General features: G+C 30.8%; 27 protein-coding genes. 12 read left to right on the top strand and 15 right to left on the bottom strand.

The genetic code is table 11. The features are described 5' to 3' along the window. Positions 1 to 45: 45 nt before the first annotated feature. Both IW20_RS09330 and IW20_RS09325 read left to right on the top strand, forming a co-directional pair. Complete coding sequence (locus tag IW20_RS09330; protein WP_035621232.1) at positions 46 to 819, top strand: glycosyltransferase family 2 protein; 774 nt, start codon at positions 46 to 48, stop codon at positions 817 to 819. A 79-nt stretch (positions 820 to 898) separates the two neighbouring features. Next, the gene (locus tag IW20_RS09325; RefSeq protein WP_035621229.1) at positions 899 to 1,966 is read left to right on the top strand and encodes a glycosyltransferase family 9 protein; all 1,068 of its coding nucleotides are present in this window, start codon (positions 899 to 901) and stop codon (positions 1,964 to 1,966) included. A gap of 14 nt (positions 1,967 to 1,980) precedes the next feature. On the opposite strand, the gene IW20_RS09320 is transcribed toward IW20_RS09325, so the two are convergent. The 3 genes from IW20_RS09320 to IW20_RS09310 form a co-directional block, all read right to left on the bottom strand. Next, the gene (locus IW20_RS09320; RefSeq protein WP_035621227.1) at positions 1,981 to 2,730 is read right to left on the bottom strand and encodes a glycosyltransferase family 2 protein; all 750 of its coding nucleotides are present in this window, start codon (positions 2,728 to 2,730) and stop codon (positions 1,981 to 1,983) included. A gap of 216 nt (positions 2,731 to 2,946) precedes the next feature. Then, complete coding sequence (locus IW20_RS09315; protein WP_035621225.1) at positions 2,947 to 3,711, bottom strand: hypothetical protein; 765 nt, start codon at positions 3,709 to 3,711, stop codon at positions 2,947 to 2,949. Between the two features lie 154 nt (positions 3,712 to 3,865). Further along, a complete protein-coding gene (locus tag IW20_RS09310; RefSeq protein ID WP_035621223.1) occupies positions 3,866 to 4,729 on the bottom strand; it encodes a hypothetical protein in 864 nt (287 codons plus the stop codon). A 115-nt stretch (positions 4,730 to 4,844) separates the two neighbouring features. Between IW20_RS09310 and IW20_RS09305 the strand changes: the two genes are divergently transcribed. Next, positions 4,845 to 5,861, top strand: a complete 1,017-nt coding sequence (locus IW20_RS09305; protein ID WP_051885670.1) for a glycosyltransferase family 2 protein — start codon at positions 4,845 to 4,847, stop codon at positions 5,859 to 5,861. Here IW20_RS09305 and IW20_RS09300 read toward each other — a convergent pair whose 3' ends face one another. From IW20_RS09300 to IW20_RS09270, 7 genes are all read right to left on the bottom strand, one after another. Beyond that, positions 5,862 to 6,818 carry a glycosyltransferase gene (locus IW20_RS09300; RefSeq protein WP_051885668.1) on the bottom strand — a complete coding sequence of 319 codons (957 nt, stop codon included), beginning with the start codon at positions 6,816 to 6,818 and terminating at the stop codon, positions 5,862 to 5,864. Between the two features lie 77 nt (positions 6,819 to 6,895). Beyond that, positions 6,896 to 7,531: an acetyltransferase gene (locus tag IW20_RS09295; protein WP_035621221.1), complete on the bottom strand. Its 636-nt coding sequence runs from the start codon at positions 7,529 to 7,531 to the stop codon at positions 6,896 to 6,898. Continuing rightward, the gene (locus IW20_RS09290; protein ID WP_035621219.1) at positions 7,531 to 8,541 is read right to left on the bottom strand and encodes a 3-oxoacyl-ACP synthase III family protein; all 1,011 of its coding nucleotides are present in this window, start codon (positions 8,539 to 8,541) and stop codon (positions 7,531 to 7,533) included. Before IW20_RS09290 ends, IW20_RS09295 begins: the two co-directional genes overlap by 1 nt. 8 nt (positions 8,542 to 8,549) lie before the next feature. Next, entirely contained in the window at positions 8,550 to 9,293 is a 744-nt protein-coding gene (locus IW20_RS09285; protein WP_035621217.1) for an SDR family NAD(P)-dependent oxidoreductase, read from the bottom strand. Continuing rightward, positions 9,293 to 10,381: an aromatic ring-hydroxylating oxygenase subunit alpha gene (locus tag IW20_RS09280; protein ID WP_051885665.1), complete on the bottom strand. Its 1,089-nt coding sequence runs from the start codon at positions 10,379 to 10,381 to the stop codon at positions 9,293 to 9,295. Before IW20_RS09280 ends, IW20_RS09285 begins: the two co-directional genes overlap by 1 nt. After that, the gene (locus IW20_RS09275; protein ID WP_035621215.1) at positions 10,378 to 11,433 is read right to left on the bottom strand and encodes a 3-oxoacyl-ACP synthase III family protein; all 1,056 of its coding nucleotides are present in this window, start codon (positions 11,431 to 11,433) and stop codon (positions 10,378 to 10,380) included. The genes IW20_RS09280 and IW20_RS09275 overlap by 4 nt, the downstream gene beginning before the upstream one ends. 5 nt (positions 11,434 to 11,438) lie before the next feature. Next, positions 11,439 to 11,669, bottom strand: coding sequence for a phosphopantetheine-binding protein (locus IW20_RS09270; protein WP_035621212.1), 231 nt, complete (start codon positions 11,667 to 11,669; stop codon positions 11,439 to 11,441). A gap of 256 nt (positions 11,670 to 11,925) precedes the next feature. Between IW20_RS09270 and IW20_RS09265 the strand changes: the two genes are divergently transcribed. Further along, the gene (locus IW20_RS09265; protein WP_035621210.1) at positions 11,926 to 13,002 is read left to right on the top strand and encodes a DegT/DnrJ/EryC1/StrS family aminotransferase; all 1,077 of its coding nucleotides are present in this window, start codon (positions 11,926 to 11,928) and stop codon (positions 13,000 to 13,002) included. A 51-nt stretch (positions 13,003 to 13,053) separates the two neighbouring features. Next, positions 13,054 to 13,626: an L-threonylcarbamoyladenylate synthase gene (locus tag IW20_RS09260; protein WP_035621208.1), complete on the top strand. Its 573-nt coding sequence runs from the start codon at positions 13,054 to 13,056 to the stop codon at positions 13,624 to 13,626. Between the two features lie 28 nt (positions 13,627 to 13,654). On the opposite strand, the gene IW20_RS09255 is transcribed toward IW20_RS09260, so the two are convergent. Continuing rightward, entirely contained in the window at positions 13,655 to 14,785 is a 1,131-nt protein-coding gene (locus IW20_RS09255; RefSeq protein ID WP_035621206.1) for a cysteine desulfurase family protein, read from the bottom strand. Between the two features lie 86 nt (positions 14,786 to 14,871). Here IW20_RS09255 and IW20_RS09250 point away from each other — a divergent pair, with 86 nt between their 5' ends. Next, complete coding sequence (locus tag IW20_RS09250) at positions 14,872 to 15,858, top strand: hypothetical protein (protein ID WP_035621204.1); 987 nt, start codon at positions 14,872 to 14,874, stop codon at positions 15,856 to 15,858. A 183-nt stretch (positions 15,859 to 16,041) separates the two neighbouring features. Here IW20_RS09250 and IW20_RS09245 read toward each other — a convergent pair whose 3' ends face one another. Both IW20_RS09245 and IW20_RS09240 read right to left on the bottom strand, forming a co-directional pair. Beyond that, positions 16,042 to 16,593, bottom strand: a complete 552-nt coding sequence (locus IW20_RS09245; protein ID WP_035621202.1) for a Smr/MutS family protein — start codon at positions 16,591 to 16,593, stop codon at positions 16,042 to 16,044. After that, positions 16,583 to 16,768, bottom strand: a complete 186-nt coding sequence (locus tag IW20_RS09240) for a hypothetical protein (RefSeq protein WP_035621200.1) — start codon at positions 16,766 to 16,768, stop codon at positions 16,583 to 16,585. The genes IW20_RS09245 and IW20_RS09240 overlap by 11 nt, the downstream gene beginning before the upstream one ends. Positions 16,769 to 16,873: 105 nt before the next feature. Here IW20_RS09240 and IW20_RS09235 point away from each other — a divergent pair, with 105 nt between their 5' ends. Further along, positions 16,874 to 17,155, top strand: a complete 282-nt coding sequence (locus tag IW20_RS09235; protein WP_035621198.1) for a DUF2752 domain-containing protein — start codon at positions 16,874 to 16,876, stop codon at positions 17,153 to 17,155. 20 nt (positions 17,156 to 17,175) lie between these two features. Here the strand turns inward: IW20_RS09235 and IW20_RS09230 are convergent, their stop codons facing one another. After that, positions 17,176 to 17,877: a DUF1003 domain-containing protein gene (locus tag IW20_RS09230; protein WP_035621196.1), complete on the bottom strand. Its 702-nt coding sequence runs from the start codon at positions 17,875 to 17,877 to the stop codon at positions 17,176 to 17,178. A gap of 189 nt (positions 17,878 to 18,066) precedes the next feature. On the opposite strand from IW20_RS09230, the gene epsC reads away from it, so the two are divergent. Beyond that, positions 18,067 to 18,858 (top strand): serine O-acetyltransferase EpsC, encoded by a 792-nt coding sequence (epsC, locus tag IW20_RS09225; RefSeq protein WP_035621194.1) that lies wholly within the window; start codon positions 18,067 to 18,069, stop codon positions 18,856 to 18,858. A 1-nt stretch (position 18,859) separates the two neighbouring features. After that, positions 18,860 to 19,747: a cysteine synthase CysM gene (gene cysM, locus IW20_RS09220; protein ID WP_035621191.1), complete on the top strand. Its 888-nt coding sequence runs from the start codon at positions 18,860 to 18,862 to the stop codon at positions 19,745 to 19,747. A 174-nt stretch (positions 19,748 to 19,921) separates the two neighbouring features. On the opposite strand, the gene IW20_RS09215 is transcribed toward cysM, so the two are convergent. Beyond that, positions 19,922 to 20,959: a sensor histidine kinase gene (locus IW20_RS09215; protein WP_240478471.1), complete on the bottom strand. Its 1,038-nt coding sequence runs from the start codon at positions 20,957 to 20,959 to the stop codon at positions 19,922 to 19,924. 192 nt (positions 20,960 to 21,151) lie between these two features. On the opposite strand from IW20_RS09215, the gene rlmD reads away from it, so the two are divergent. From rlmD to IW20_RS09200, 3 genes are read left to right on the top strand one after another with little or no spacing between them, the layout of a single operon-like run. Continuing rightward, entirely contained in the window at positions 21,152 to 22,564 is a 1,413-nt protein-coding gene (gene rlmD / locus IW20_RS09210) for a 23S rRNA (uracil(1939)-C(5))-methyltransferase RlmD (protein ID WP_035621187.1), read from the top strand. Positions 22,565 to 22,610: 46 nt separating this feature from the next. After that, positions 22,611 to 23,153 (top strand): DUF6452 family protein, encoded by a 543-nt coding sequence (locus IW20_RS09205; RefSeq protein WP_035621185.1) that lies wholly within the window; start codon positions 22,611 to 22,613, stop codon positions 23,151 to 23,153. Then, the gene (locus IW20_RS09200) at positions 23,125 to 23,940 is read left to right on the top strand and encodes a DUF6048 family protein (RefSeq protein WP_035621183.1); all 816 of its coding nucleotides are present in this window, start codon (positions 23,125 to 23,127) and stop codon (positions 23,938 to 23,940) included. Before IW20_RS09205 ends, IW20_RS09200 begins: the two co-directional genes overlap by 29 nt. Positions 23,941 to 23,954 lie beyond the last annotated feature (14 nt).

The raw sequence follows: 23,954 nt of genomic DNA, 5'->3' as shown, positions 1-23,954 counted from the left end.
AAAGTTATAAATCTAAAATTATTAATATTGCACAAAATTGATTTTATGTCTCAAAATGTAATAGTTCCCAAAATTAGCGTTTTGGCATTTTGTTTTAACGAAGAAAACAACATAAAGAAACTTATTGAGAATGTGTCGTTTGCTCATGAAATTATCCTTATAGATAACAATAGCACAGATAAAACAGTTGCTATTGCAAAAGAACTTGGCGCAACTGTTATTATACAAACTACCGATAATAAAGCGCAACAACAAAATCTAGCTATAAATCAGGCACAAAATGATTGGATACTACTGCTAGACATAAATGAATATATCTCGCCTGAACTTAAAGACGAAATTTTAACCAAAATTTCTGATCCAAAAAGTAATCCTCTATACTACATTAAACAAACGCTGTTTTTCTTTAAAAAAAAAATAGAACATGGCGAATTTAATAACAAAAAAAGAATTTTTCTTTTTGATAAAAAAAGACATTCATTTTCTAGTAATGAAGAAAGTAACCCATCCATAACATTATTTGGAGGATCTAATTTATTAAAAAACCGAATAGACTCTTATGCTTATAAGAGTTTTGATGAATACAATTACCAGTTAAGCTTATTAAGCAAAAAAGAAGCTCTGGAATTGTATGCTAAAAATGTAAAACCAAATTTTTATCATTTTTTAATGAAACCTTTTTTCAGTTTCATGAATCAATATTTTATTCGTTTGGGATTTCTTGATGGTAAAGAAGGTTACATTCTTGCCTACATAAACTCATTTGCAGTATTAAAACGCTATTTGATTCTTTGGTTAGCACACAATAAAATGGAATAATCCCTTTTAAATCGCTATTTTTGCCCCTAGAATCCAACAAAAACATAATCCGGTTTTTTATTAAACTCGTCCCCAAATAATGAAAATATTAGTTATACAACAAAAAAGAATTGGTGATGTACTTATTAGCACAATTCTATGCAACAATCTAAAAAAGAAATACCCAGAATCGACTATCGATTTTATGTGTTACTCTAATTGCACAGATGTTTTAATAGGTAATCCAAATATTGATTCTGTAATTGTATTAGAAGAGAAAATAAGAAAATCATACTCATCATTATTTAAGTTTATTTTTAAAATCAGATCTAATAAGTATGACATATTAATCGATGTATATGGCAAATTAGAGACTAATTTAATAACAATATTCTCTGGTGCCGAATATAAGATATCATACCACAAATGGTATTCTTCTTTATTCTACAATCACAATATGAAACGACTTGTGAGTAATGACGAAACGAAATATGGATATGCAATAGACAATAGAATTATATTACTTAAACCTCTTAATATCGATAATGCATCAATAGACCCTTTTCCTAAATTGTATGTAAGCAAAGAAGAGGATCAGGAAGCAATTGCATTATTAGACAAACATAAAGTAAGTAAGGATCGTAAAATTGTGATGATAAGTCTTTTGGGAAGTGAAAAATCAAAAACATATCCTCTAGAATATATGGCGAAAGTCGTAGACTATGTTGCAGAAAATAAAGACGTAACGATACTTTTTAATTATTTCCCAAATCAAATTGAAGACGCTCAAAAAGTATTCGATTTATGCTCAAAAAGTACACAAGAGAAAATACATTTTGATTTATTAGGTAGCAACCTAAGATCATTTATTGGTATAATGAATCAATGTGATATAATTATAGGAAATGATGGTGGAGCAATTAACATGGCAAAAGCATTAAACAAGCCTTCTTTTACAATATTTTCACCTTATGTAGAGAAAAATGACTGGGCAACCTTCGAGGATGGATTGCAAAACATTTCGGTACATTTAAATGACTTTAAACCTGAATTAATTAATAACATTTTACACAAGGAAATTAAAAGTAATTCGGCTTTATTCTATCAAGATTTTAATCCTGAATTATTTAAGAGTCAGATTGATTTTTTCATGACACGAAATCTTTAAAAATCTGATAAATTTTATACTTTTCGTTTTTGAAGCTTTAAAAGTTTAGCATACTTCATATAAGAAAAAAAACTCTGAATCATTGCAATTGATAATCCATCTATTCCATTAAAGATACCTCTCTTAAAAAAATAACAACGAACAAAGGCAACAGTTCCATTAAGTACAGGCTTAAAAAACGTTATTCTTATTCCTTGGTCAAAAAGTTGCTGAGCATGCCAAGTAGAATATTGGTTTTTCTTTGAAATAATTTGCTCTAGTGATTCCCAGCCGTAATGAAGAATATGCACTGGTACTTTTTTTTCTCTTCGAGTTACTATGCTTTGATGCACAATCGAACTAGAAGGATGGGCTGATTTTTTATTAAAAAAACGAACTTTATAATCTGGATACCAGCCTGAGAAATCTATAAGTTTATCTCCCAAAAAGTTTTTTACTCTAAAACTAAAAGCATCATAATTATCTTCTAAATATTTTTCTTTTAAAATAAAGTCTTCAGCGTCTTTATCTAAAAATTCATCAGCATCAAGATTAAGAATCCAATCATTCTTGCAATATGACAAACCATATGTACGTTGTGGTCCATCTCCCAAAAAAGATTGCTCAATAACAATTGCTCCTTTTTCTTTTGCAATAGAGGCTGTTTTGTCTTTACTAAAAGAATCAACAACAATTATTTCGTCGCAGATTCTAAATAAAGCATCAATACATTTTCCTATATTTTTTTCTTCATTGAAAGTAATAATCAATCCACTAATCTTCATTTTAAAATTTAATATATGAAACACAAAAATATAACTTTTTGATTAGCCAATCCTTAATCTTTTGTTACAATTATATATCTCTAAAAAATAGTTTGTAAATTATTTCTACAAAAAAACTCGTTTGTCTAAAAAAAACGAGTTGATTAAGAAAAAAAAAGCAATCTACCTTAATATTTCAATATTATTTTCATGAGTATAAACAAAAAAAAGTTCTGATTATTTCTTCCAGAATTTAAGTTTCTTTTTTAATCGTTTTTTCCTATAAAAATGCTCCTGGAAATCTGAAGTATATTTCCATAACGTATTGAATATTTTTTGCTCAGATTCACCGTATAGTTTAGCGTATTCGTTACTCATTACAGCAACCATTTCTTTAACAGGTGTCAATCTACATAAATTCTTCATTCGCATTTCAAAACTCATAGAATTATGAAATTCCATTCTATTTAAATCTACCAAGAAAAAACTATAATTTCCATCTACATTTTTTTTGATTAATGTATTACCGGGAGAATGATCTAAAAATTCTATTCCTTTTTCATGTAAACCAAAACTAAATCGGGTAAATTGTCTCAAAATATTTTCGTGATCTGGATAATCAGGAATCTCTACAAGTTCTCTAAAAGTAAGTTCGGTTATTAAATGCTCGCTAGCATAATAGCTATCTCTTAGCCCTAACCAATTATAATTCTCTAAATAAGCAATTGGCAACGGTGTTCCAATTCCTTTTTCTAATAAAATTGTAGCATACTCAAAAGAACGCCTAGCTTTAGACTTTCGAAAATACTTGTAGGCTATTTTATTTATTAAATTGGGAATTTTAAATGACTTTATATTAACGACCTTATCATTTAAATCAAATAATTTAATAACATTACGCTGACCATTACCTAAAAGAGTACCTGAATTATTAAATGCTTTAATCTTATCAAGTATTGATGTTGTCTCGTTAGCAAAAACCGGATTTATTTTGAAATTCATTTAAGAGATTTTTATACAAAAACAAAAATACGCATAGAAGTTAACACTTCAAATTAATATGCTGTTTTCATAAATGAAATAAATTATAAAGAAACAGCAAGTCTTGACTAAAAACTTGCTGTTACTTGATACTATTTAAATTTTATATATAAAATTACACGAAGAAATCTTTAAACCATTGTCCAAAGTTTTTCTTCCATATAAAAAAAGACGAAGGCATTATCTTTTCTAAATCTAGATTTTCTTTTATTTCTTCAAACGTACTTCCTTTAACAAAAGCTAGTCTTTTCCATCTTTCAGGCTCTAAATAATAAAAATCGAATATGGTTTTGTAATTATGCTCATTTACACTTTCCCACTTTTCAATAAGTGCCTTTTTATTTATCTCAAAATCATGCCCCCAATTACTAAACTTCATTTCTAGTTCTTCCTTTGAGCGTGATATACATTCGTGAAGAACCAATCCTTTGTAATAAATTACTCTCTTACGTGTTCTTCTTCCAATTTTATAACTTGGATAATTTGTAGCTACAATAACTTTCGATGTTTTCTCAACATACAACATCCCAGTATCAACTCTTTTATAAAGATTTACAAGATAAGGTGATATTTGAATTTGATTTTTCTTCGGGTTGTCAAGAAAATGATCTTTAGTTCTTAAAAAAGCGATAAATTTTTTGAACTCCAAAAAATACTCATCACAATCTAATTGGATTAACCAATTACCAATACCCATTTTTTCTGACAATATTTTACGCTCACGAACTTCGCATTCCATGCTGCTTAACTCTGGGCAATAAAAATTTTCTTCTATAATTTGGATTTTTGAATCTACATCTACCGATTTAATCCATTGAAAAAATTCGTCTTCTATAATAAAAGACTCCCCTTTCCAAGTTTTTCTTTCTTTATCAATTGCTAAAAAAATCGAATCCGATTCTTTATACACCTGAGGAAGAGCAGTTTTAAGATAACTATAATCATAAGAAACCAAAAAGCCAACTTGAATTTTTTTCATTTATTTATTTTTATAGGCACAAATGTACTAATATTAATTAAAATTATTTTTAGAGCTAACCACAATTGAAAAAGTAATATTATATATTTGCCTTTTTCTGTTAATAACAAATATCATGCACACTCCAAAAATCTCTGTTATAATGCCCGTATATAATGCAGAGTCTTTTTTAAAAGAAAGCATAGAAAGCATTCTAAACCAAACTTATACTGACTTCGAATTACTAATCCTGAATGATAAATCTACTGATAATAGTTTAGAAGTAATTAAACAATGCCAGCAGAAAGATTCTAGAATTGTTATAATTGACAAAAAAATAAACGTTGGTCCTGCAAACCTTAGAAACGAAGGAATGCAAATTGCAAAAGGCGATTTTATTGCTCTTATGGATGCAGACGATATTGCTTTACCAACTCGCTTTGAGAAACAAGTAGAAGTCCTAAAAAACAATCCTGAGATTGGAGTATGTGGAACCTGGTTTACATTTTTTGGATCAAAGAAAAATAAGGTTATCAGACATGGTGAAGATCATGATCATATAAAAATTTCATTTTTACATAGCTGCGGTATTGGAAATCCAACGGTAATGCTAAAAAAAGAAGCTTTATCTGGTTTAGAATTCAATAATGATTATGTTCCTGTCGAAGATTATGATTTATGGAGCAGATTATTACCTAAAACTAAGTTTCATAATATCCAGGAATCTTTATTAAATTACAGACTACATAACAACAACATTAGCAAAACAAAAATTGATAATGTAAACAAGTCTATAAAAAGAGTAAAAGCAAACCAAATGACTGAATTTGGAATAGATCCTGTAGATGCCAAAATAGACTTTTATATAAACGCCGTTTCAGTAAAAAGAGGACTTCTTCCTGATGAAGTTATTGAAGTTATAAATGCTTCAAAATTTCTGCTTTCGCAAAATGTAAAGCTGAAAAATTTTGATCATCCTGAACTTGAAGAACACATAGAAAGAACATTAATACGTACCATTCGTAATGCTAGTAAATACAATCTTTCTTATTATAACCATTTAAGAAAAAACGAGAAGGTACTTTTTCAGAAAATCAATACATTAGATAAAATTGTTCTTTTGTTTAAATCTATATTTAACCTAAAGAAATAATCAGGCTTTAATATAACGCCAAAGAAATTTTATCTTAGTTAAAAAACCAGCATTCGCTAAAAATTCTTTAATTGCTTTTTTAGGTTCTGTTTTATCCTGATTTTTATCTTTAACTAATTTTAAAGCTTCTTGTGCCGAGTATTTCAATAACGAATTCATAGTTTTTGCTACATTCTTTGTTCTAGCTTCTGGAATGCATTCATATATTTCTTTTAGATTGAGATATGATGAATATCGCTGAAAGAAAGCTGTTTTTAAAGAATATATTCCTCCCGGATGCCATCTATAAACAGCTCCTTGAAAATTCATGTAAGCGCCTTTTCCGTGACATAATGCCAAAGCATAAAGTGTATTATCTTTTCCGTAAGTAAACTTTTTATAATCAAGCGGATCAACAGCAGTTTTTCTAAAAAGACAAGTTAAAGTATACGTACAATAAGGAACAAATAGATTATCAAAATCAATCGTATAAACTGAAGGCAGAGTATCTTTAAAATCATTAGGAACTAATTCTGTCCCTTTTTTAGTAAAAAAATCTGTCCATGTTATTACATAATCATCATTGCTTTCTAAGAAATCAACCTGCTTTTGTATTTTGGATGAGTCTATCCAATAATCATCCCCTTCGCACAAAGCAATATACTTTCCTTGCGCCATCGGGAAAGTAAGATCACTCCAAAAATTAACTTTTTTAGAATATTGATTTTCTTTTTCGAAGATAGGCTTAATGATTAATGGATATCTATCTACAAACTCTTTTACTATAATCGCAGTTTTATCTGTAGAAGCATCATCATGTATAATTATTTCAAAAGGAAATGTCGTTACTTGACTCAAAAAACCTTCAAGGGTTTCCTTGATAAACCCTTCATGATTATATGTATCACATAAAATACTTACAACTGGTTTTGTATCATTATTTGTCCAACTTGAAATAATGGTATTTTGATCTCTCATGAAATTATATCTAATATATAGTTAATCATCTCCTCAATATTTCTACCAGCAAGACAATTGATTCTTTTGTTTTTAATTTAAAATTCAAGCTTTTTAGCTGGAACTCCAAAAACTGTTGTACCTTCTTTTACGTTTCTAATAACTAAACTTGCTGCGCCAACTGTAGCTCCTTTGCGTACTATGACGTTTGGCAATATTGTAGCTCTTGTATTTAAACAAACTTCTTCTTCTAATACCACAAACCCTCCTGTAAAACAATAAGCGTTTAAATGAGACCATTTACCCAACTTTGTATCATGTCCTAATCCTACAAAACCTTGTATGGTAACAAAGTCATCGATAACACAATCGTTGCTTATATTGGAATTCATAAAAACTATTAATCCATTACCAAGAATAGCATTTGTATTTAAAATTACCGAAGGGTGAATTAAATTAATAAACTTCCCTCCTTTAGCAAGAACCAATTCTACATAATGCTTTTTCCATTTTACACTTCCTAAAGCGCAAACAAAAACATCATTATCCTGAATTTCATAACTCTCTACTGATGAAATAATTTCTGGGTAATTTTCAAATCCCGCAAGCGCATCTGACTTATCATCCAAAAAGCCTTTTAAAACATACTCCGTATTATATCCCGAACATTGCTTTGCCAGATCATGAACCTCACGACCATATCCTCTTGCTCCTATTATTATTAAATTCTTCATCAGTCAATTATTAAATTACATGCTGCCCAAGAATATCCTACTCCAAAACCAGCTAATATTAAATTATGACAATTTGCTAGTCTATCTTCTTTTTGAGCTTCATACAATGCTATCGGAATTGTAGATGAAACGGTATTACCACAATGTTGCATTGAGATAAAGAATTTTTCTTCTGGTATTTTGATTTTTTTTCTCAAATGATTAAGCATATACTTATTTGCCTGATGAAAAATAAATAAATCTATATCATCTTTGGTTAGATTAGATTTTTCTAAAATTGACTCTGTAAGTTTTGGAACAAACTCTCCTGTAAAATTGAAAATTTCTGTTCCGTTCATGAATAAATTTTTATCATTTCGAACATTTCCAAACTCATCCGTAATATCTTCATTATCGTTTGAAACTGGGAAACGCATTCCTCCTTGCTTTACAATTAGATTCTCTGCTCCTTTTCCGTCAGTCCCAAAAATAAAATTACCAATAGAACAAAATCCTTCTTCACTACTTATTAACGTTGCAGCTGCAGCATCTCCAAAAATAGTTTTATTGCTTTTGTCTTTTGGGTGAATAAATTTCGAATAGGTTTCTGAAGTAATCAACAAAACATTTTTTGCCATTCCTCCAGCAATAAGTCCTTTTGCTAAACTCAAACCATATACAAACCCTGAGCATCCTAAATTAAAATCTAAGGCTCCTATAGTGGTATTTAATCCTAATTTTTCCTGAATAATACAGGCTGTCGTTGGTAAGAAATAATCTGGACTTTGGGTGCAAAACAATAAAAAATCTATAGTTGATTTATCTATATTATGCTCAACAAATAATTTCTCAGCAGCTTTTACAGCCATGTCTGATGAAAATTCATCATTTGCACTTATATGGCGAGAATTTATTCCTGTTTTTGAACTGATTTTTTCAATATCCCATTCTGGAAATTCCTGATTAATTAAATCATTAGATAAAATAGCTTCGGGTAAATAATACGATATGGCTTTTATATTAGCTTTCATTGTCAGAATTATATCGTTGATGTTCTTCCTCCGTCTAAAACTATATTTTGTCCCGTAATCCAGCTACTTGCATCTGATAGTAAAAAAACAATTGGATTTGCAACCTGAATTGGATCTCCATAACCCAAAGGATATTTCTTTTCATCTTGCTGAATCACTTCTAAAGATAAATCTTCAATAGACTTAGATGTTATTTCGGTTTTAACCATTCCTGGCGAAACACAATTTACACGCGTTTTACTTGTAGCAAATTCTGCAGCCCAAACTTTTGAGATTGCAATTAACGCTCCTTTGCTTGCTGCATAAATTCCGTTTCCTTTCATGCCAAATAAACCGGCAATCGATGAAACTAAAACAATTGAGCTTCCTTTATTTATTTTTTTCTTTTTAAAAATTAAATTAACCAGATATACAATTGAGTCAAAGTTTATCGCTCGCATTTCATTCATTAATTCTTCTGAATAAAATTTAACTGGGGCTAATGTTACAACTCCTGCCGAATGTACAATTCCATCAATATTCTCGATGGTATCTACAATAGCTTTGATATCTTCCATTTTAGATAAATCTGCAACTATAAAGCTGTTTTCATCACCACATTCCTCTATTAATTTTTCGAGAAAATCTTTACGTCTTGCTATGGCTATAAAAGTTCCTCCTTGTCTTTTTATTGCTAAACAAGTTTCATAACCAATTCCCGAAGATGCTCCGGTTACTATTATTTTTTTTCCTGATAAATCAAATGGATTCATTATATATCTTTTAATTCTTTTTTACCATTAAAGTACTCGTAAAACTTTAAAATTCTAAATTCTTCATCGCCAAATATTGGTGAGCTGTCTTTAAATTTTACTAAATTCGACTGAATATTTTCAATGATCTTTTTATCTTCATTTAAAACTAAATCTAAGGATTCATTGGAACTATTATTAATAAAATCAATAATATTTTGCTCTGACTCGCTTAGCTCTTTATCAAATTTAGGAGCAAAATAACGCACTCTTAAATTTGTTTTTGAAGGGGATTCTGGAAGCATAAAACCAAAATAAAACCCTTTTCCTTCTACCGAACTTATAAATGCATTAGGATAAATATAAAAATGTAAATATCCTTGCGGTTTAAACGTTCTGCTTGATAATGACTTTTCTATAATTTTACTCTGTTTTGCGCTTTCTCCTTTAGGGAATTCGCACCAGCTATGTGCATCATAAAAATCAAACTTTTCTGGAGAAACGGAACCAAATCCCATTTTTGCAAATGAATTTTCATGTACTGAAGTACAATGGTAACACTCCAAAACATTTTCGACCAAAAGTTTCCAATTTACATTATGTTCAATTGTATAATCGATTGTTTTAGAACCAAAATGTTTACTTATATCTTCTAGCGGAGTAAATATGTTTCCTAAATACTGCTCTAAATTTTTATCTAGCTGATTATTTAATTTTATAAAAATAAAATCTCCGCAATAACCAACTTCGTATTCTTTAAGTCTTAATTCGTTTATATCATCTTTCTCAAATGAGTTTCGACACATGAGTCCTACTACATTACCTTTTTTGCCATACGTCCAGTTATGGTATAAGCAAGAAGAAACTCTATTTCCATAAGGTTCCTGATGTATTGTATTAAATCTGTGCAAACACACATTTTGAAAAGACTTTATTGTACCATTAAAGTTTTGGACAAAAATTTTATCTCCATAGTACTCAAAAGTTACAAAATCATTATTGTTTAATAATTCATTTTTATGAGCAACTAATATCCAAGATTCATCAAAAAACAAATCTTTCTCTTTTTGATAAACCGCTTCGTCTATGTAATTTAAATTTTTGATCATATTTCTATTAAATCTGAAATCACAACATTATCCAATTTTACTTTGGCTGTTCCCCAAGATAAACCAACTCCAAATCCGCATAGAATTAAATCCTGAGTAGTATTGGTAAGGCTATCTTTTAATTCCGTTACTATTGTTAAAGGAATTGTTGTAGATGATGTGTTACCAAATTCTTTTAAAGAATACGGAACTTTCTCTACGGGTAGTTTTAGTTTTTTAACAATCATTTTGTTCATCATCAAATTTGCCTGATGAAATACAAAATGATTTATAGCATCTTTATCGATTTCAAATTTTTCGATAAGTTTATTTACGGTCTTAGGAGCTTGTGAGATCCCAAAACTAAAAACATCCATTCCGTCTAAAATTAGCTGACAAGCATTTCTTTCGATTCCTGGCGAAATAGTATGATAGGTTAAGGAATCAGAATTTGTTCTGTTTCTAGAACCTCCATCATTTACGATTATCGTTTTATAACCTGAACCATCTGTACCTAAATCAAAAAGCAAACGTTCTGCTTTTTCATCAAGTTCAAATGCTGTTGCACTACCTCCATCTCCAAAAAGCGGAACGGTACTTTTATCTGTTTTCGAAAGTAATTTGCTACTAGTATCTCCAGCCAAAAGCAATCCTTTTTTGATTCCGGTTGAATTCATCATACTAGCAATTATCGACATACCGTAAACGTAGCCTGAACATCCTAATGGCACATCAAAAGCAATACAATTTGTCGATAATCCTAATCTGTCCTGAAGTATAGCCGCAGAAACGGGTAAAATATAATCGGCAGTTTGCGAAACAAAAACTAAAATTTCTATTCCTTCTTTCTGCCAATTTAAATCTTTGATTAATTTTTCAGCAGCTTCACAACACAAATCAGAAGTACAAATCTCCTTGGTTGCAATACGTCGCTCTTCAACGCCTGTTGCATCAATGAATTTCTGAATTTCTTCTTGTGTCAATAGATCTAAATCAATATTGCGTTCTGTATTTTTAGGAACGCAACATGAAATACCTTTTATTGCAATATTATTTACTGAAAAAGTAGCCATTTCAATTACCCTTTATTTTTTATTATTTCGAAGATATCGTTTAATGTATTTGAAGATTTAATATCATCTCCAGTTAATTTTACTGAATATTCTTCATCTGCCATAGCAATTAATGATAAAGCTGTTAATGAATCCCATTCTTCTAAATCTCTAAAAACAGTTTCTTGTTTTATTAATGTTGCATCTGTATCATCTAAAATGTCTGCAAAATTTTGCAAAAAAGTGTTGATTTCCATAGTATTCTTAATTTTATTTTGGGTTTATTATGTATTTAAATTCTGTAATAAGTCTATAAAAAATGTTCCTGATTGTACAAGAAAAACCATTCTTAAAATATTGTTGTTCAAACAAGTCTGACTTTAAGAATATTTCTTCTTCTTTTATAATATTGACTTATACTAATAAATTAGGTTTCTTTTCCTATTTTTACCCCGCAAATATAACAATAGTTTACCCTTAACGGTTAATTAAACTCACTAAATCCATAATTAAATGATTCCTGTAACCAAAACTTTTTTACCTCCACAAGAAGAATACAATTCTTATGTAAAACGTGCGTGGGATAAAGCTTGGCTCACAAACCGCGGTGAACTGACATTAGAACTAGAACAAAAACTTAAAGATTATCTTAGTGTTTCTAACCTAACAATTACTAATAACGGTACAATCCCAATACAAATTGCATTAAAGTTATTTGGTAAAGGAGGTGAAATAATAACAACCCCTTTTTCATATGTTGCCACTTCGGCTGCAATTGTGTGGGAAAATTGTACTCCTGTTTTTGTAGACATTCATCCTGAATATTTAACAATAGATGAAACTAAGATTGAAGCTGCAATAACTCCTAGAACAACTGCAATATTAGCAACTCATGTTTTCGGGAATCCATGTCATGTAAATATCATAGAAGCTATTGCAAAAAAACACAATCTTAAAGTTATTTATGATGCTGCACATTGTTTTGGCGTTACATACAACAACCAATCTATCTTTAATTTTGGAGATGTAAGCACTTGTAGTTTTCATGCTACTAAATTATTCCATACAGGAGAAGGTGGAGCCATGTTCTGTAATGATGATGAAACACAGCATCAATTATTTTACAGTCACAATTTTGGACATAATGGTCCTCTTGCTTTTCATGGACTCGGAATAAATGCTAAAATATCTGAATTACAATCAGCTATGGGATTAGCAATTTTCCCATATATGGAACACATTATTTCTGAAAGAAAAAAAGTAACTGATTTTTACAATGAAAATCTAAATTTCAGCAACTTAAAGAGCATAAAAATTAGAGAAAACACTGCCTGGAATCATAGCTATTATCCTTTATTGTTTGATTCTGAAACTACATTATTAAGAGTTCAAGAAGAATTACAAAAAGAAAATATAGTTCCTAGACGTTATTTCTATCCATCGCTAAACACCATCGATTACACAAAAGGTGATGTAATGCCTATATCTGAATCTATCGCATCACGAATAGTATGTTTACCGCTTTACGTAGGACTTACTCCTGAAGATTTAGAGAAAATTGTTCAAATTATAAACAAACTAACATCGTAATATCAGTTTACTGTTATTATTTAAAAATATTTCTCATTTAAATTCAAACTTATGAGTCAAGACTTAAACACCGAAATTCTCAACGCATACGAAGTCATTAAAAATGGCGGAATTATACTTTACCCAACCGATACTGTTTGGGGAATTGGTTGTGATGCTACAAATCCTGAAGCTGTTGCCAAAATATATAAATTAAAGCAAAGAGCAGAAACTCAAAGCATGATTTGCCTAATGAATGGCGAGAAAATGATGTATAATGTATTTAAAGATATTCCTGAAGTTGCTTGGCAAATCATAGATTTATCCGAAAAACCAACAACAATTATCTTAGATAAACCACGAAATGTAGCTCCTAATATTATCGCACCAGATAATTCTTTAGGAATTAGAATAGTAAAAGAGCCTTTTTGTTTTAAACTTTTAGAGCGAATGAAAAAGCCATTGGTATCAACTTCGGCTAATATTTCTGGACAACCTACTCCAATAGCATTCAAGGATATTAATCCTGAAATTATTAAAGGTGTTGATTATGTAGTAAATTTATATCACGACAAAGTAGCAGGAAAACCATCTACAATTATAAAACTTACAAGTGATTCTCAAGTAAAGGTAATCCGTAAGTAATTTAGAACTAATTGATAATTAACGATTGTTAATTATCAATTAGTTTCAAACTTTCAATTAACCAATCGATATCTTCCTTGGTATTATAATGACTTAAAGAAATTCGCAAATTCGGAAGTTTTAAATCATCTTCAGAAAGCATTTCTTTTAAAACATGCGATGGCCTAATACTTCCAGATTGGCAAGCGCTTCCTCTAGAAACAGCAATTCCCCTCATATCGAGATTAAACAACAACATTGCCGTTTTATCTGCCGAAAAAGGCAGTATTATATTTAAGATTGTATAAAAATCATCTTGCTTCCCGTTAATTCTAAAACCTGACAGTTCTTTTTCTAATTGATTGATTAAATATGTTTTTAATCCCAAAACATATTCTTTTTCAACTTCTAAGTTTTCATACGAAAGTGTCAACGCTTTTGCCATTCCAGCAATCTGATGTACAGCTTCAGTCCCTGCTCGTAAACCTTTTTCTTGTTCTCCTCCAAAAAGCAATGGTTGCAATCCCGAATTTTTTCGAACAAAAGCAAAACCAATTCCTTTAGGCCCATGAAACTTATGTGCACTTGCTACAATAAAATCCAATAATTCACTTTGTAAATCAATTTTAGCCTTACCTACAGATTGCACTGTATCCGAATGAAATAATACTCCGTATTGCTTACATATAACACTTACTCTCTCTAGGTCTAAAACAGTCCCTGTTTCGTTATTTACATGCATTAAACTCACCAATGTTTTCTTCTCATCCGAGAGTAAATTCGATAAATGAGTTAAATCTATAGATCCATCAGGATTAATGTTTACATAATCAACCTGAATATTATATTCTGATTCTAATACCAAAACGGTATGCAAAACAGCATGATGTTCGATTTTGGTAGTAATAATACGCTCAACTTTTAAATCTTTTACAGCCGAACGGAGTATCCAATTATTAGCTTCGGTACCACCAGAAGTAAAAATAATCTCTTGTGCCGAACAATTAAATTGTTTAGCAATACTCTTTCTTGAAAGTTCTAAAATTGTCTTAGCATTTCGCCCAAAGCTGTGTGGCGATGATGCATTTCCATAATCTTCTGTCATTACTCTGGTCATTTCCTGAATGACTTCTGGACGTATGGCAGTTGTTGAGGCGTTATCGAGGTATACTTTTTTCATTGTGGCAAAGTTATGAAATATCAATTGTCTATTCTTAAATATCAATTATCAATTTTTTCACTATTTTTGACCCAAATAAAAACATAATGAAAAAAATTGCAAGCATATTATTATTTGCCTTTCTATTAAACGGTTGTGATGATGGAGATTTATCGGTTGACATCATTAATTTTCAAGATACCACAACATTTAATTGCCCTACTGATGACACAGTTTTAAACACTCTACTTTTTAAACTAAAAGAAAAAGAATCATTATTACTCTACGTGCCTAAAAACATTTTTAATGGCCAACCTAATACAGTACCACAATTTTACGACATTGACCTTACTACTAAACGCGTTATTTATCGCGCCTATAATGGAAAAATTGAGCAAAATGATATTTGTGCCGTTATCCCTCCTGCAACTCCTACTGTAATTGAAGAATGGATAGCAACATCTGGTTTAATCAGTGTTCTCACAACTCCTGATATAGTCCCTAATGAAACCAATAATAGTACACGTATAAAAGCATACAACTATAGTATCATTTTCAGAAATATTACATTTGATAAACCTAGTGGACCTCAAACTTACGAATCCTTTTCATTTGGAACTTATACAGTTCCTGTAAGTCCTGCTACTTTAGCTACACCTTTCCTAGCAGCTAACGCAGGGCAATGTCTGGATTCAAAACGAGTATACAATTTTAATACTGGCACTTCAGAATCAATTACAATCGATAATATCGACCCAACCTTAATCGTAAATGTAGTCACAGCTCCTGATGCACCGAGAACTGGATTAATCAATGACACAACAAATAAAGTAATATATCGTACTTATAAAGGCGGTGTTTTAACACCGGATTATTTCTGTAATGCTATTCCTCCTGCCAATCCTTCTATAGTCGACACATGGGCAGGTATAAATGGTGTTGCTGGAGAAAGCGGTATTATAGAAGTTGCAACTACAACTTTTGGGACAGGTTATAAACACACCATAACACTTAGAAAAGTTTCACTACAAAAAGGTACAAATGTCTTCAAACTAGGTGATACTTATGCCTTAGGCGAGATCATTAAAAACTAAAAATCTCTTTAAAAAGAATTGCTAAAAACATTCTTTTTAAAGAGGATTTCCTAATTAGTCACCAAAGAATATATTCTTACAAAAAACGTCTGTTTTTAAATTGAGTTTCAAATTGAAATTCTCTTTAAAAACAGACGTTTTTTTATGCTTATTTCTAATTTATTTTAAGCTCTAAAATGTACTCTATTTAGCATTTTGTACAAAATAAACTTCCGTTGCTCCTAAGCCGTATTTTTGATAATTGGCATCCTGAAAATTGATTCCGTCATAACGGCCTAACAAAAAATCAAGTTCGGCTTTTAAAATTCCTTCACCAACACCATGAATAAAAACAATCTTAGGAATGCGATTTCTAATTGCAAATTCAATGTGTCGTTTAGCTGTTTCTGTCTGTAACGTCAGAATATCATAATTAGACATTCCGTGCTTATTTGGAACCAATTTCTCGATATGTAAATCAAATTCCGGAGCTGGAATTTCACGTTTATCCTTGCGTTCTTTTACAAAACTCCTTGCTTTTGGCTCTTCTTTCTCTTTTGTAATCTCACTTACATTAATTCTTTTAATAGAATTCATTAAGTTGCTGGAATCTTGAATTTTAATCAACTCATTGACAAAAAATGTCATCGTAAATCCGTCCTCAGTTTCTATAGCCACTTCGTTATTTTTAACTGATAAGACTACTCCATTTATCGCTTCGTCCAGAACCGAAACTTTATCTCCTTTATTCAACATCTTGCTCTTCGTTATCTTGATTCTTACTTGGTGTTTTTGCGCTTAATTGCATCATCCCTATCATAAAAATTACAATCGCAATAATTGTAATATAAATATTTTTGTTTGCAGATGACTGTTCATATAATGCAACCAAAATTGCAATTATCATTATTGGGATTCTTAGTTTTTTCATTTTAATAAGTTATCAGGTTCCAAAAGTAATCAACTTTAAAATACGATTTAATTATTCTTGAAATGCATTCGAGTATTTTTTGTAAAATTGTAAAAACCAAATCTCTTGAATTTAGAAAAATACATGCTGCCATGCTTAAGCAAAACACTCTTTGGAATTGAGTGTTTAGGATGCGGTTTTCAGCGCGCTTTATTCTTACTTTTTCAAGGTGATTTTAAAGCCGCTTTTGAGATGTATCCTGCGCTTTATTCCAGCCTGATTTTTCTAGGAATTATTGCATTATATTTCTTTGATAAAAGTCGAAATTATAAAAAGCCCCTTTGGATTTTTGGAATTCTAAATAGCATCATTATGGTGCTCGGTTATACATACAAACACTATTATTAATCTTCTCCTAAATCAGAAAATTATTTTTTTAGCTGATTCAAAATATCATTAATCATTTCGATTTGTACTCTCTGAATTTCGATTAATTCTTGCTGCTGATGCAAAATTAAATGATCTAATTTTTCATGCATCATTCTTATTTCTAACTCTGATTTTAGGTTAATCATATAATCCTTTTTAGCTCTATCACGGTCTTTTTCTTCCTGACGATTTTGACTCATCATAATTACCGGAGCTTGTAAAGCAGCAACGCATGACAAAATCAAATTAAGCAATATAAATGGATAAGGATCGAAACCTTTATTTGTCAAAATATAAATGTTAATACAAATCCATAACATTATAAAAATTACAAATAGAATAATGAAGGTCCAGCTTCCACCAAAATCTGCAACTTTGTCTGCTATTTTCTGGCCAAAACTTCTTGATTCCACTTCATCTTCAACTGCACTTACCAATATTTTTTCATCGGTTAAAGATCCTATAACGTTCTTTTCAAGATTAGAAAGAACACCAATTTCTTCAGATAAATAATTAGAAATGTATTTTTCCCGAAATATATTCAATTCATGTATCGAAATATATCCTTCTCTTGTAAATGATGGATAAGCTGCAACAATTAATGCCAATATTGGACTTTGTATGGACTTCCCTGAGACTTTTTCACTTTCAGGATAAGAAATATGCGAAAGTGCACTTTTAAACATTCCGTTTGTTTTCATTTTAATAAATTTATATAAGCTAATTTACTCTTTTAATTCGCTTTATAATAACAACTTTAATCCTGTCTTACTATTTTTTAATATTGTAAACAGAATGTTAATGACTAATTTCTTTAACTAATTACTACCTCTATTTACAAAAAACACATTACTTTTAACATTTCAAACTAACAATTCAATTTTATAATTGTGACAAAAAATATGATTATCCAAAACATAAGTGCTTTAAAGAGCCACTATTCTATAAACTACGGAATCAAAACTAAGACGGAAGATTTTACTGAGAAGCTTTTTTATACGCTATTTGACTCTAATGCTCCTTTAGATAAAAGCATCAATGAACTTGAAAAATGCTTTAAAGAAATTGCGATAATAGCTTGCAAAAAATCAGAAAATTCATGTGAATCGATTTGGGAAAAGTTTCTAGAAAAACTACCTACAGTTTTGGAAAAATTAATTCAAGACGCAACATATATTTTAGAGAATGATCCCGCATCAAACAGCATTGAAGAAGTATACCTGGCTTATCCTGGCTTTTACGCTATTGCCATATACAGACTAAGCCACGAATTATACAAACTGGACTTATTATTGTTTTCAAGATTAATGAGCGAATATGCTCATCGAATTACAGGAACTGATATTCATGCAGGCGCAACAATTGCTTCGCCGTTTTTTATTGATCACGCAACAGGAATTGTAATTGGCGAAACAACAGTTATAAAAAAGCACGTAAAAATATATCAAGGTGTAACTTTAGGAGCATTAAGCATTACTAAGGAAATGAAAAATGCTAAAAGACATCCTACTGTCGAAGAAAATGTTTGCATTTATGCCAACGCAACAATATTAGGTGGCGAAACCACTATTGGCAAAGACAGTATTATTGGCGGAAATGCATGGATTACCAAATCTATCCCAGAAAAATCAATTGTAACCAATACTACTACAACCGAAGTTAAAGTAAAAGAAAAAAGATAATATGAACACTCATACATTAGTAAACCTGATAGGAAACACCCCCTTGATGGAAACAGTGAATTTAGTTAAAAACAAAAACGTCAAACTTTTATTAAAGCTTGAAGGAAATAATCCTGGCGGAAGTGTAAAAGACAGAGCTGCATATAATATGATCTTTTCTGCAATGGAAAGAGGCGATATTAAAAAAGGTGACAAACTTATCGAACCAACAAGTGGTAATACTGGAATTGCACTTGCAATGATTGCACAATTAATGGGTATTGATATCGAATTAATACTTCCTGAAGATTCTACCAAAGAACGTGTACAAACTATGCGTGCTTATGGCGCTACAGTTATTTTAACACCTGCTAGCGAAGGAATAATCGGTTCTAGAGATTATGCCGAAAGAAAAGTTGCCGAAGGCGGATATATTATGCTTAATCAGTTTGCAAACGAAGACAACTGGAAAGCACATTATAAAACTACTGGCCCAGAAATCTGGAATGATACCGATGGAAAAGTAACTCATTTTGTTTCGGCAATGGGAACTACAGGAACAATTATCGGGACTTCGACTTATCTTAAAGAGAAAAATACGAATATTCAAATTATAGGAGCGCAACCTAGCGATGGATCTCAAATTCCAGGAATAAGAAAATGGCCAATAGAATATTTACCAAAAATATTTGATGCAAAAAAAGTAGATACTATTGTAGATGTAAGCGAACAAGAAGCACGCGATATGACTAAAAGATTAGCGCTAGAAGAAGGTGTTTTTGCAGGAATGAGTAGCGGAGGTTCTGTTGCTGTAGCCTTAAAAATTGCTAATCAACTAGAATCTGGAGTAATTGTAGCCGTAATCTGTGATCGTGGCGATCGTTATTTATCTTCCGATTTATTTGATTAATAAAGAAAGGTTCAAAGTTTCAAAGGTTCTGAGGTACTAAGGTTTTTAAAAACTTGCTACAAAATCTTTGCAACTTTGTTTTCTTAGAACCTTAAAAAAAGACACAAAATTGCAAAGACTCTGGACTTGACACAAAAAAATCTTTGAACCTTTGTTACTCAGAACCTTTGAACCTTAAAAAATTAATTTCTCAGAATTATTATAAGGAAAAACGATTGTAAAAGTTGCTCCTTTATTTCTCCCAAGACTCATTGCACTTAATTTACCACCGTTTTTATCTATTATCTTTTTACATAAATAAAGTCCAATACCTGTAGAAGTTTCGTTGGCAGTTCCTAATTTACTCATTTTGGTAAACTTTTTAAATAACTCTTCTATTTGGCTTTGATCAAAACCAGTTCCATTATCCGAAACAGTAAAAACTAACTTCTCATTATCCTCAAAAATACGCAATAAGATTTCGCTTCCTGAGTAAGAAAATTTTATGGCATTACTTATCAAATTTACAAGAACCTGAATTAGCAATCCTTCATCTATTTTAAGCACAGCTTCGTCAACAGTAATATCCGAAACCAACTTAATATTTTTTTGAGCCAAAAGCTGAGATACTTGCTCTTTTACAGCTGGAAGAATTGGCGCTATCTGAATTGTTTTTAGTACCGAACTAGATTTAGCAATTTCATCTTGCTGTTTTAATAATTTAATGAAATTTTCGATATATCGAAACTGCAAATCTGTTGACTCGCAAATTAATTCGGCCATGTTCTTAACCGATTCTGATGGATTCTCTTCAATAATAAGTCTCGCCAATCCTTGAGGGTTTCCTGCAAAATTTCTTAAATCGTGAGAAATCATATAAATCAAATCCTGCTTTTCATTTATAAAACTCTCCGCTTCATCGATAGATTCCTGAATATTACGCATTAATAATCCAGCTTCATCCTCGTATTGAGATGGCAAAACAGATAACTTTCGAGCAGTTCTATAATTATCCAATGCTTTAGACGCTACAACAATTGGCTTTATTAATTGACTTATAACCACCAACGTAACCAGAGTAGCAAACAAGGTCATGATTAAAGAAAAAATTAAAATAGAATTAGCCGAAACTGTATTGTTACCATAAAGAACAAAAAACAAAATCCCGATTAACGGAATATGAATGCCTATAAAAGCAACAAAGAGAAATTTAAATGCATAACTTTTCTTCAAAAAACTAATCTTCGACAAGATGTGATACAACTTCATAAAAATAGTATAAGTTCCTGATAAGCCATAGAATTTGGGGTTCTAGATTAAAACAAAGTTAACTTTTAAACACAAAATAAATGTTAAATAAAAGAAATTGATAAAATTTTTCCCAAATTAAATTTATAAAAGTTTACAAACCCTTATTTTTGCGCTATGGGAAGAAAAAATACAGACAAAGTTGTCTTTCATCAAATACAAGTCCTTGATGCTGGAGCAAAAGGCGTATCGGTAGCAAAAGCTCCCGACGGAAAAGTAATATTTATCCCGAACGTAGTTCCGGGAGATGTGGTAGATGTGCAAACCTTTAAGAAGCGTAAAGCGTATTATGAAGGAAAAGCCGTGAAATTTCATGAATTATCAGAACATCGCATCGAACCAATTTGCGAGCATTTTGGTGTTTGTGGAGGATGTAAATGGCAAAACATGAAATACAGCCAACAGTTGTATTACAAACAAAATGAGGTTAAAAATCACTTACAACGTATAGGAAAAATTGAGCTTCCGGAATTTGAAAATATTTTAGGTTCAGAAAAACAGTTTTTTTACAGAAATAAAATGGAATTTTCATTTTCGAATAGCCGTTGGTTAACCGAAAAAGAAATTGATAGCACCGAAGATTTAGGAAATCGTAATGCATTAGGTTTTCATATTCCTAAAATGTGGGATAAAATCCTAGACATTAATAAATGTCATCTACAAGAAGATCCATCTAATGCAATTAGAAACGAAATCAGAGCTTTTGCTAATGAACATAATTTAGCATTCTTTAACCCAAGAGAACATTCTGGTTTATTAAGAACGTTTATGATTCGTACAGCTTCGACTGGAGAAATCATGGTATTGATTCAGTTTTTTGAAGAAGATAAAGCTAATCGTGAATTAATCTTAGATCATCTTTACGAAAAATTCCCGCAAATTACATCACTACAATATGTTGTAAACGGAAAAGCAAACGATACTATTTATGATCAGGATGTGAAACTATATAAAGGTAGAGATTACATACTGGAAGAAATGGAAGGTTTAAAATTTAGCATCAATGCAAAATCCTTTTACCAAACCAATTCTGATCAAGCTTATGAGTTATACAAAATAACACGTGACTTTGCAGGTCTTTCTGGCAATGAAACAGTTTATGATCTTTACACAGGAACAGGAACAATTGCTCAATTTGTATCTAAAAAAGCAAAAAAAGTAATTGGTGTAGAAAGTGTTCCAGAAGCAATTATAGACGCTAAAGCAAATGCTGAACGCAATAATATTACCAATTGTGAGTTTTTTGTTGGAGACATGAAAGTTGTGTTTAACGAAAGTTTTATTGCTACACACGGTAAACCAGACGTTATTATTACCGATCCACCTCGTGACGGAATGCACAAAGACGTAATTGAACAAATTATGAAAATTGCTCCAAAAAAGGTAGTTTACGTAAGCTGTAACTCGGCTACGCAAGCACGTGACTTAGCGTTAATGGACGAAAAATACAAAGTAACCCGCGTAAGACCAGTAGATATGTTCCCGCAAACACATCACGTAGAAAATGTTGTACTTTTGGAACTTCGCTAAGTTCTAAATAAACAAAAACGTGTGAAGCATAAATCACAAACAATAAATGAAAAAAATACTTTCTATAATAATCATAATTGCCTTCGCTTTTTCAGGATGTGAGAAAGATGATATTTGTGATGCCAATACACCTACGACACCTCGATTGGTAATTTCTTTTTATGACCGTGGCAATACTTCTGTTCCTAAAAACGTAAGAAACCTAAAAGTGATTGGCGAAAAGATGACTGATGGTATTATCTTTAATGAGAATGCACTTATTGAGTCAGACAAGTACATCACTAATGGAAATAAGATTTCTATCCCGCTTAAAACAAATGCAGAAAGCACAACGTATCGTTTTATTCTAAATTATAATGATCCAAATGCGGCTTTGATAAACGAAGATAGATTGACATTTAATTATACTCATCAAAATATTTTTGTTTCTAGAGCATGTGGTTATAAAACTACTTTTCAATTAGATCCAAGAATACCATTTGTTCACACCGATTCTGATAATCTTGAAGGTTTTTGGATGCAAGTTGTTACTGTAGAAAAGTTTAACATTGAATTAGAAAATGAAACACACATCAAAGTATATTTTTAGTTTTTGCCTTATGTTGTCTTTGTTTTTGGTTCAAGCCCAAGAAACACCTGCAACCAAAAATCCGATAACACCCAAAACAGAAGAAAAACCTGTAAAGACAACTCCTAAAAAAGAGACTAAACAGGAAGCTAAAAAAGACAGTATTCCTGCAAAAACAGACCGTTATGGAGTACGCGTAGGTGTCGATTTATATAAACTAACTCGTGGTTTATATGATTCTGACTATAAAGGTGTAGAATTTGTAGGAGATTATCGATTATCTAAAAAGTATTATCTAGCTGCCGAAATGGGTGTCGAAAATAAAACTACCGATGATGACAGAATGAACTCAACTGCAAAAGGTACTTACCTAAAAGCTGGATTCGATTATAATTTGTATGAAAACTGGCTTGATATGGAAAACATAATATCAATTGGTTTACGTTATGGTTTCAGTACATTTAGTCAAGAATTAAATACATACAAAATATACAACTCAGATCCGTATTGGGGAGAACTTCCTCCTGAGGTTTCAGGTCAAAAATTTAGTGGGTTATCTGCAAGTTGGCTAGAAGTAAATGCAGGAGTAAAAGTAAAAGTAGTCAACAATATATTTGTAGGTTTCAGTGTGCAATTAAAAACATTGGTTACAAACAAAAAACCAGACAACTTTGATAATCTTTATATTCCAGGATTCAACCGAACATATAACGGTAATTTCGGAATTGGTTTTAATTATACTGTTTCTTATTTCATCCCTATTTATAAGAAAAAGGTAGTAATACCAGAAACAAAAGCCAAAAAATAATATAATCTTACAAT

Origin of the sequence: Flavobacterium hydatis (assembly GCF_000737695.1) — a bacterium.
In the GTDB taxonomy this organism is placed as follows: domain Bacteria; phylum Bacteroidota; class Bacteroidia; order Flavobacteriales; family Flavobacteriaceae; genus Flavobacterium; species Flavobacterium hydatis.
Note: the sequence above shows the minus strand (reverse complement) of the source record. Positions and strands in the feature narration are given on the sequence as shown.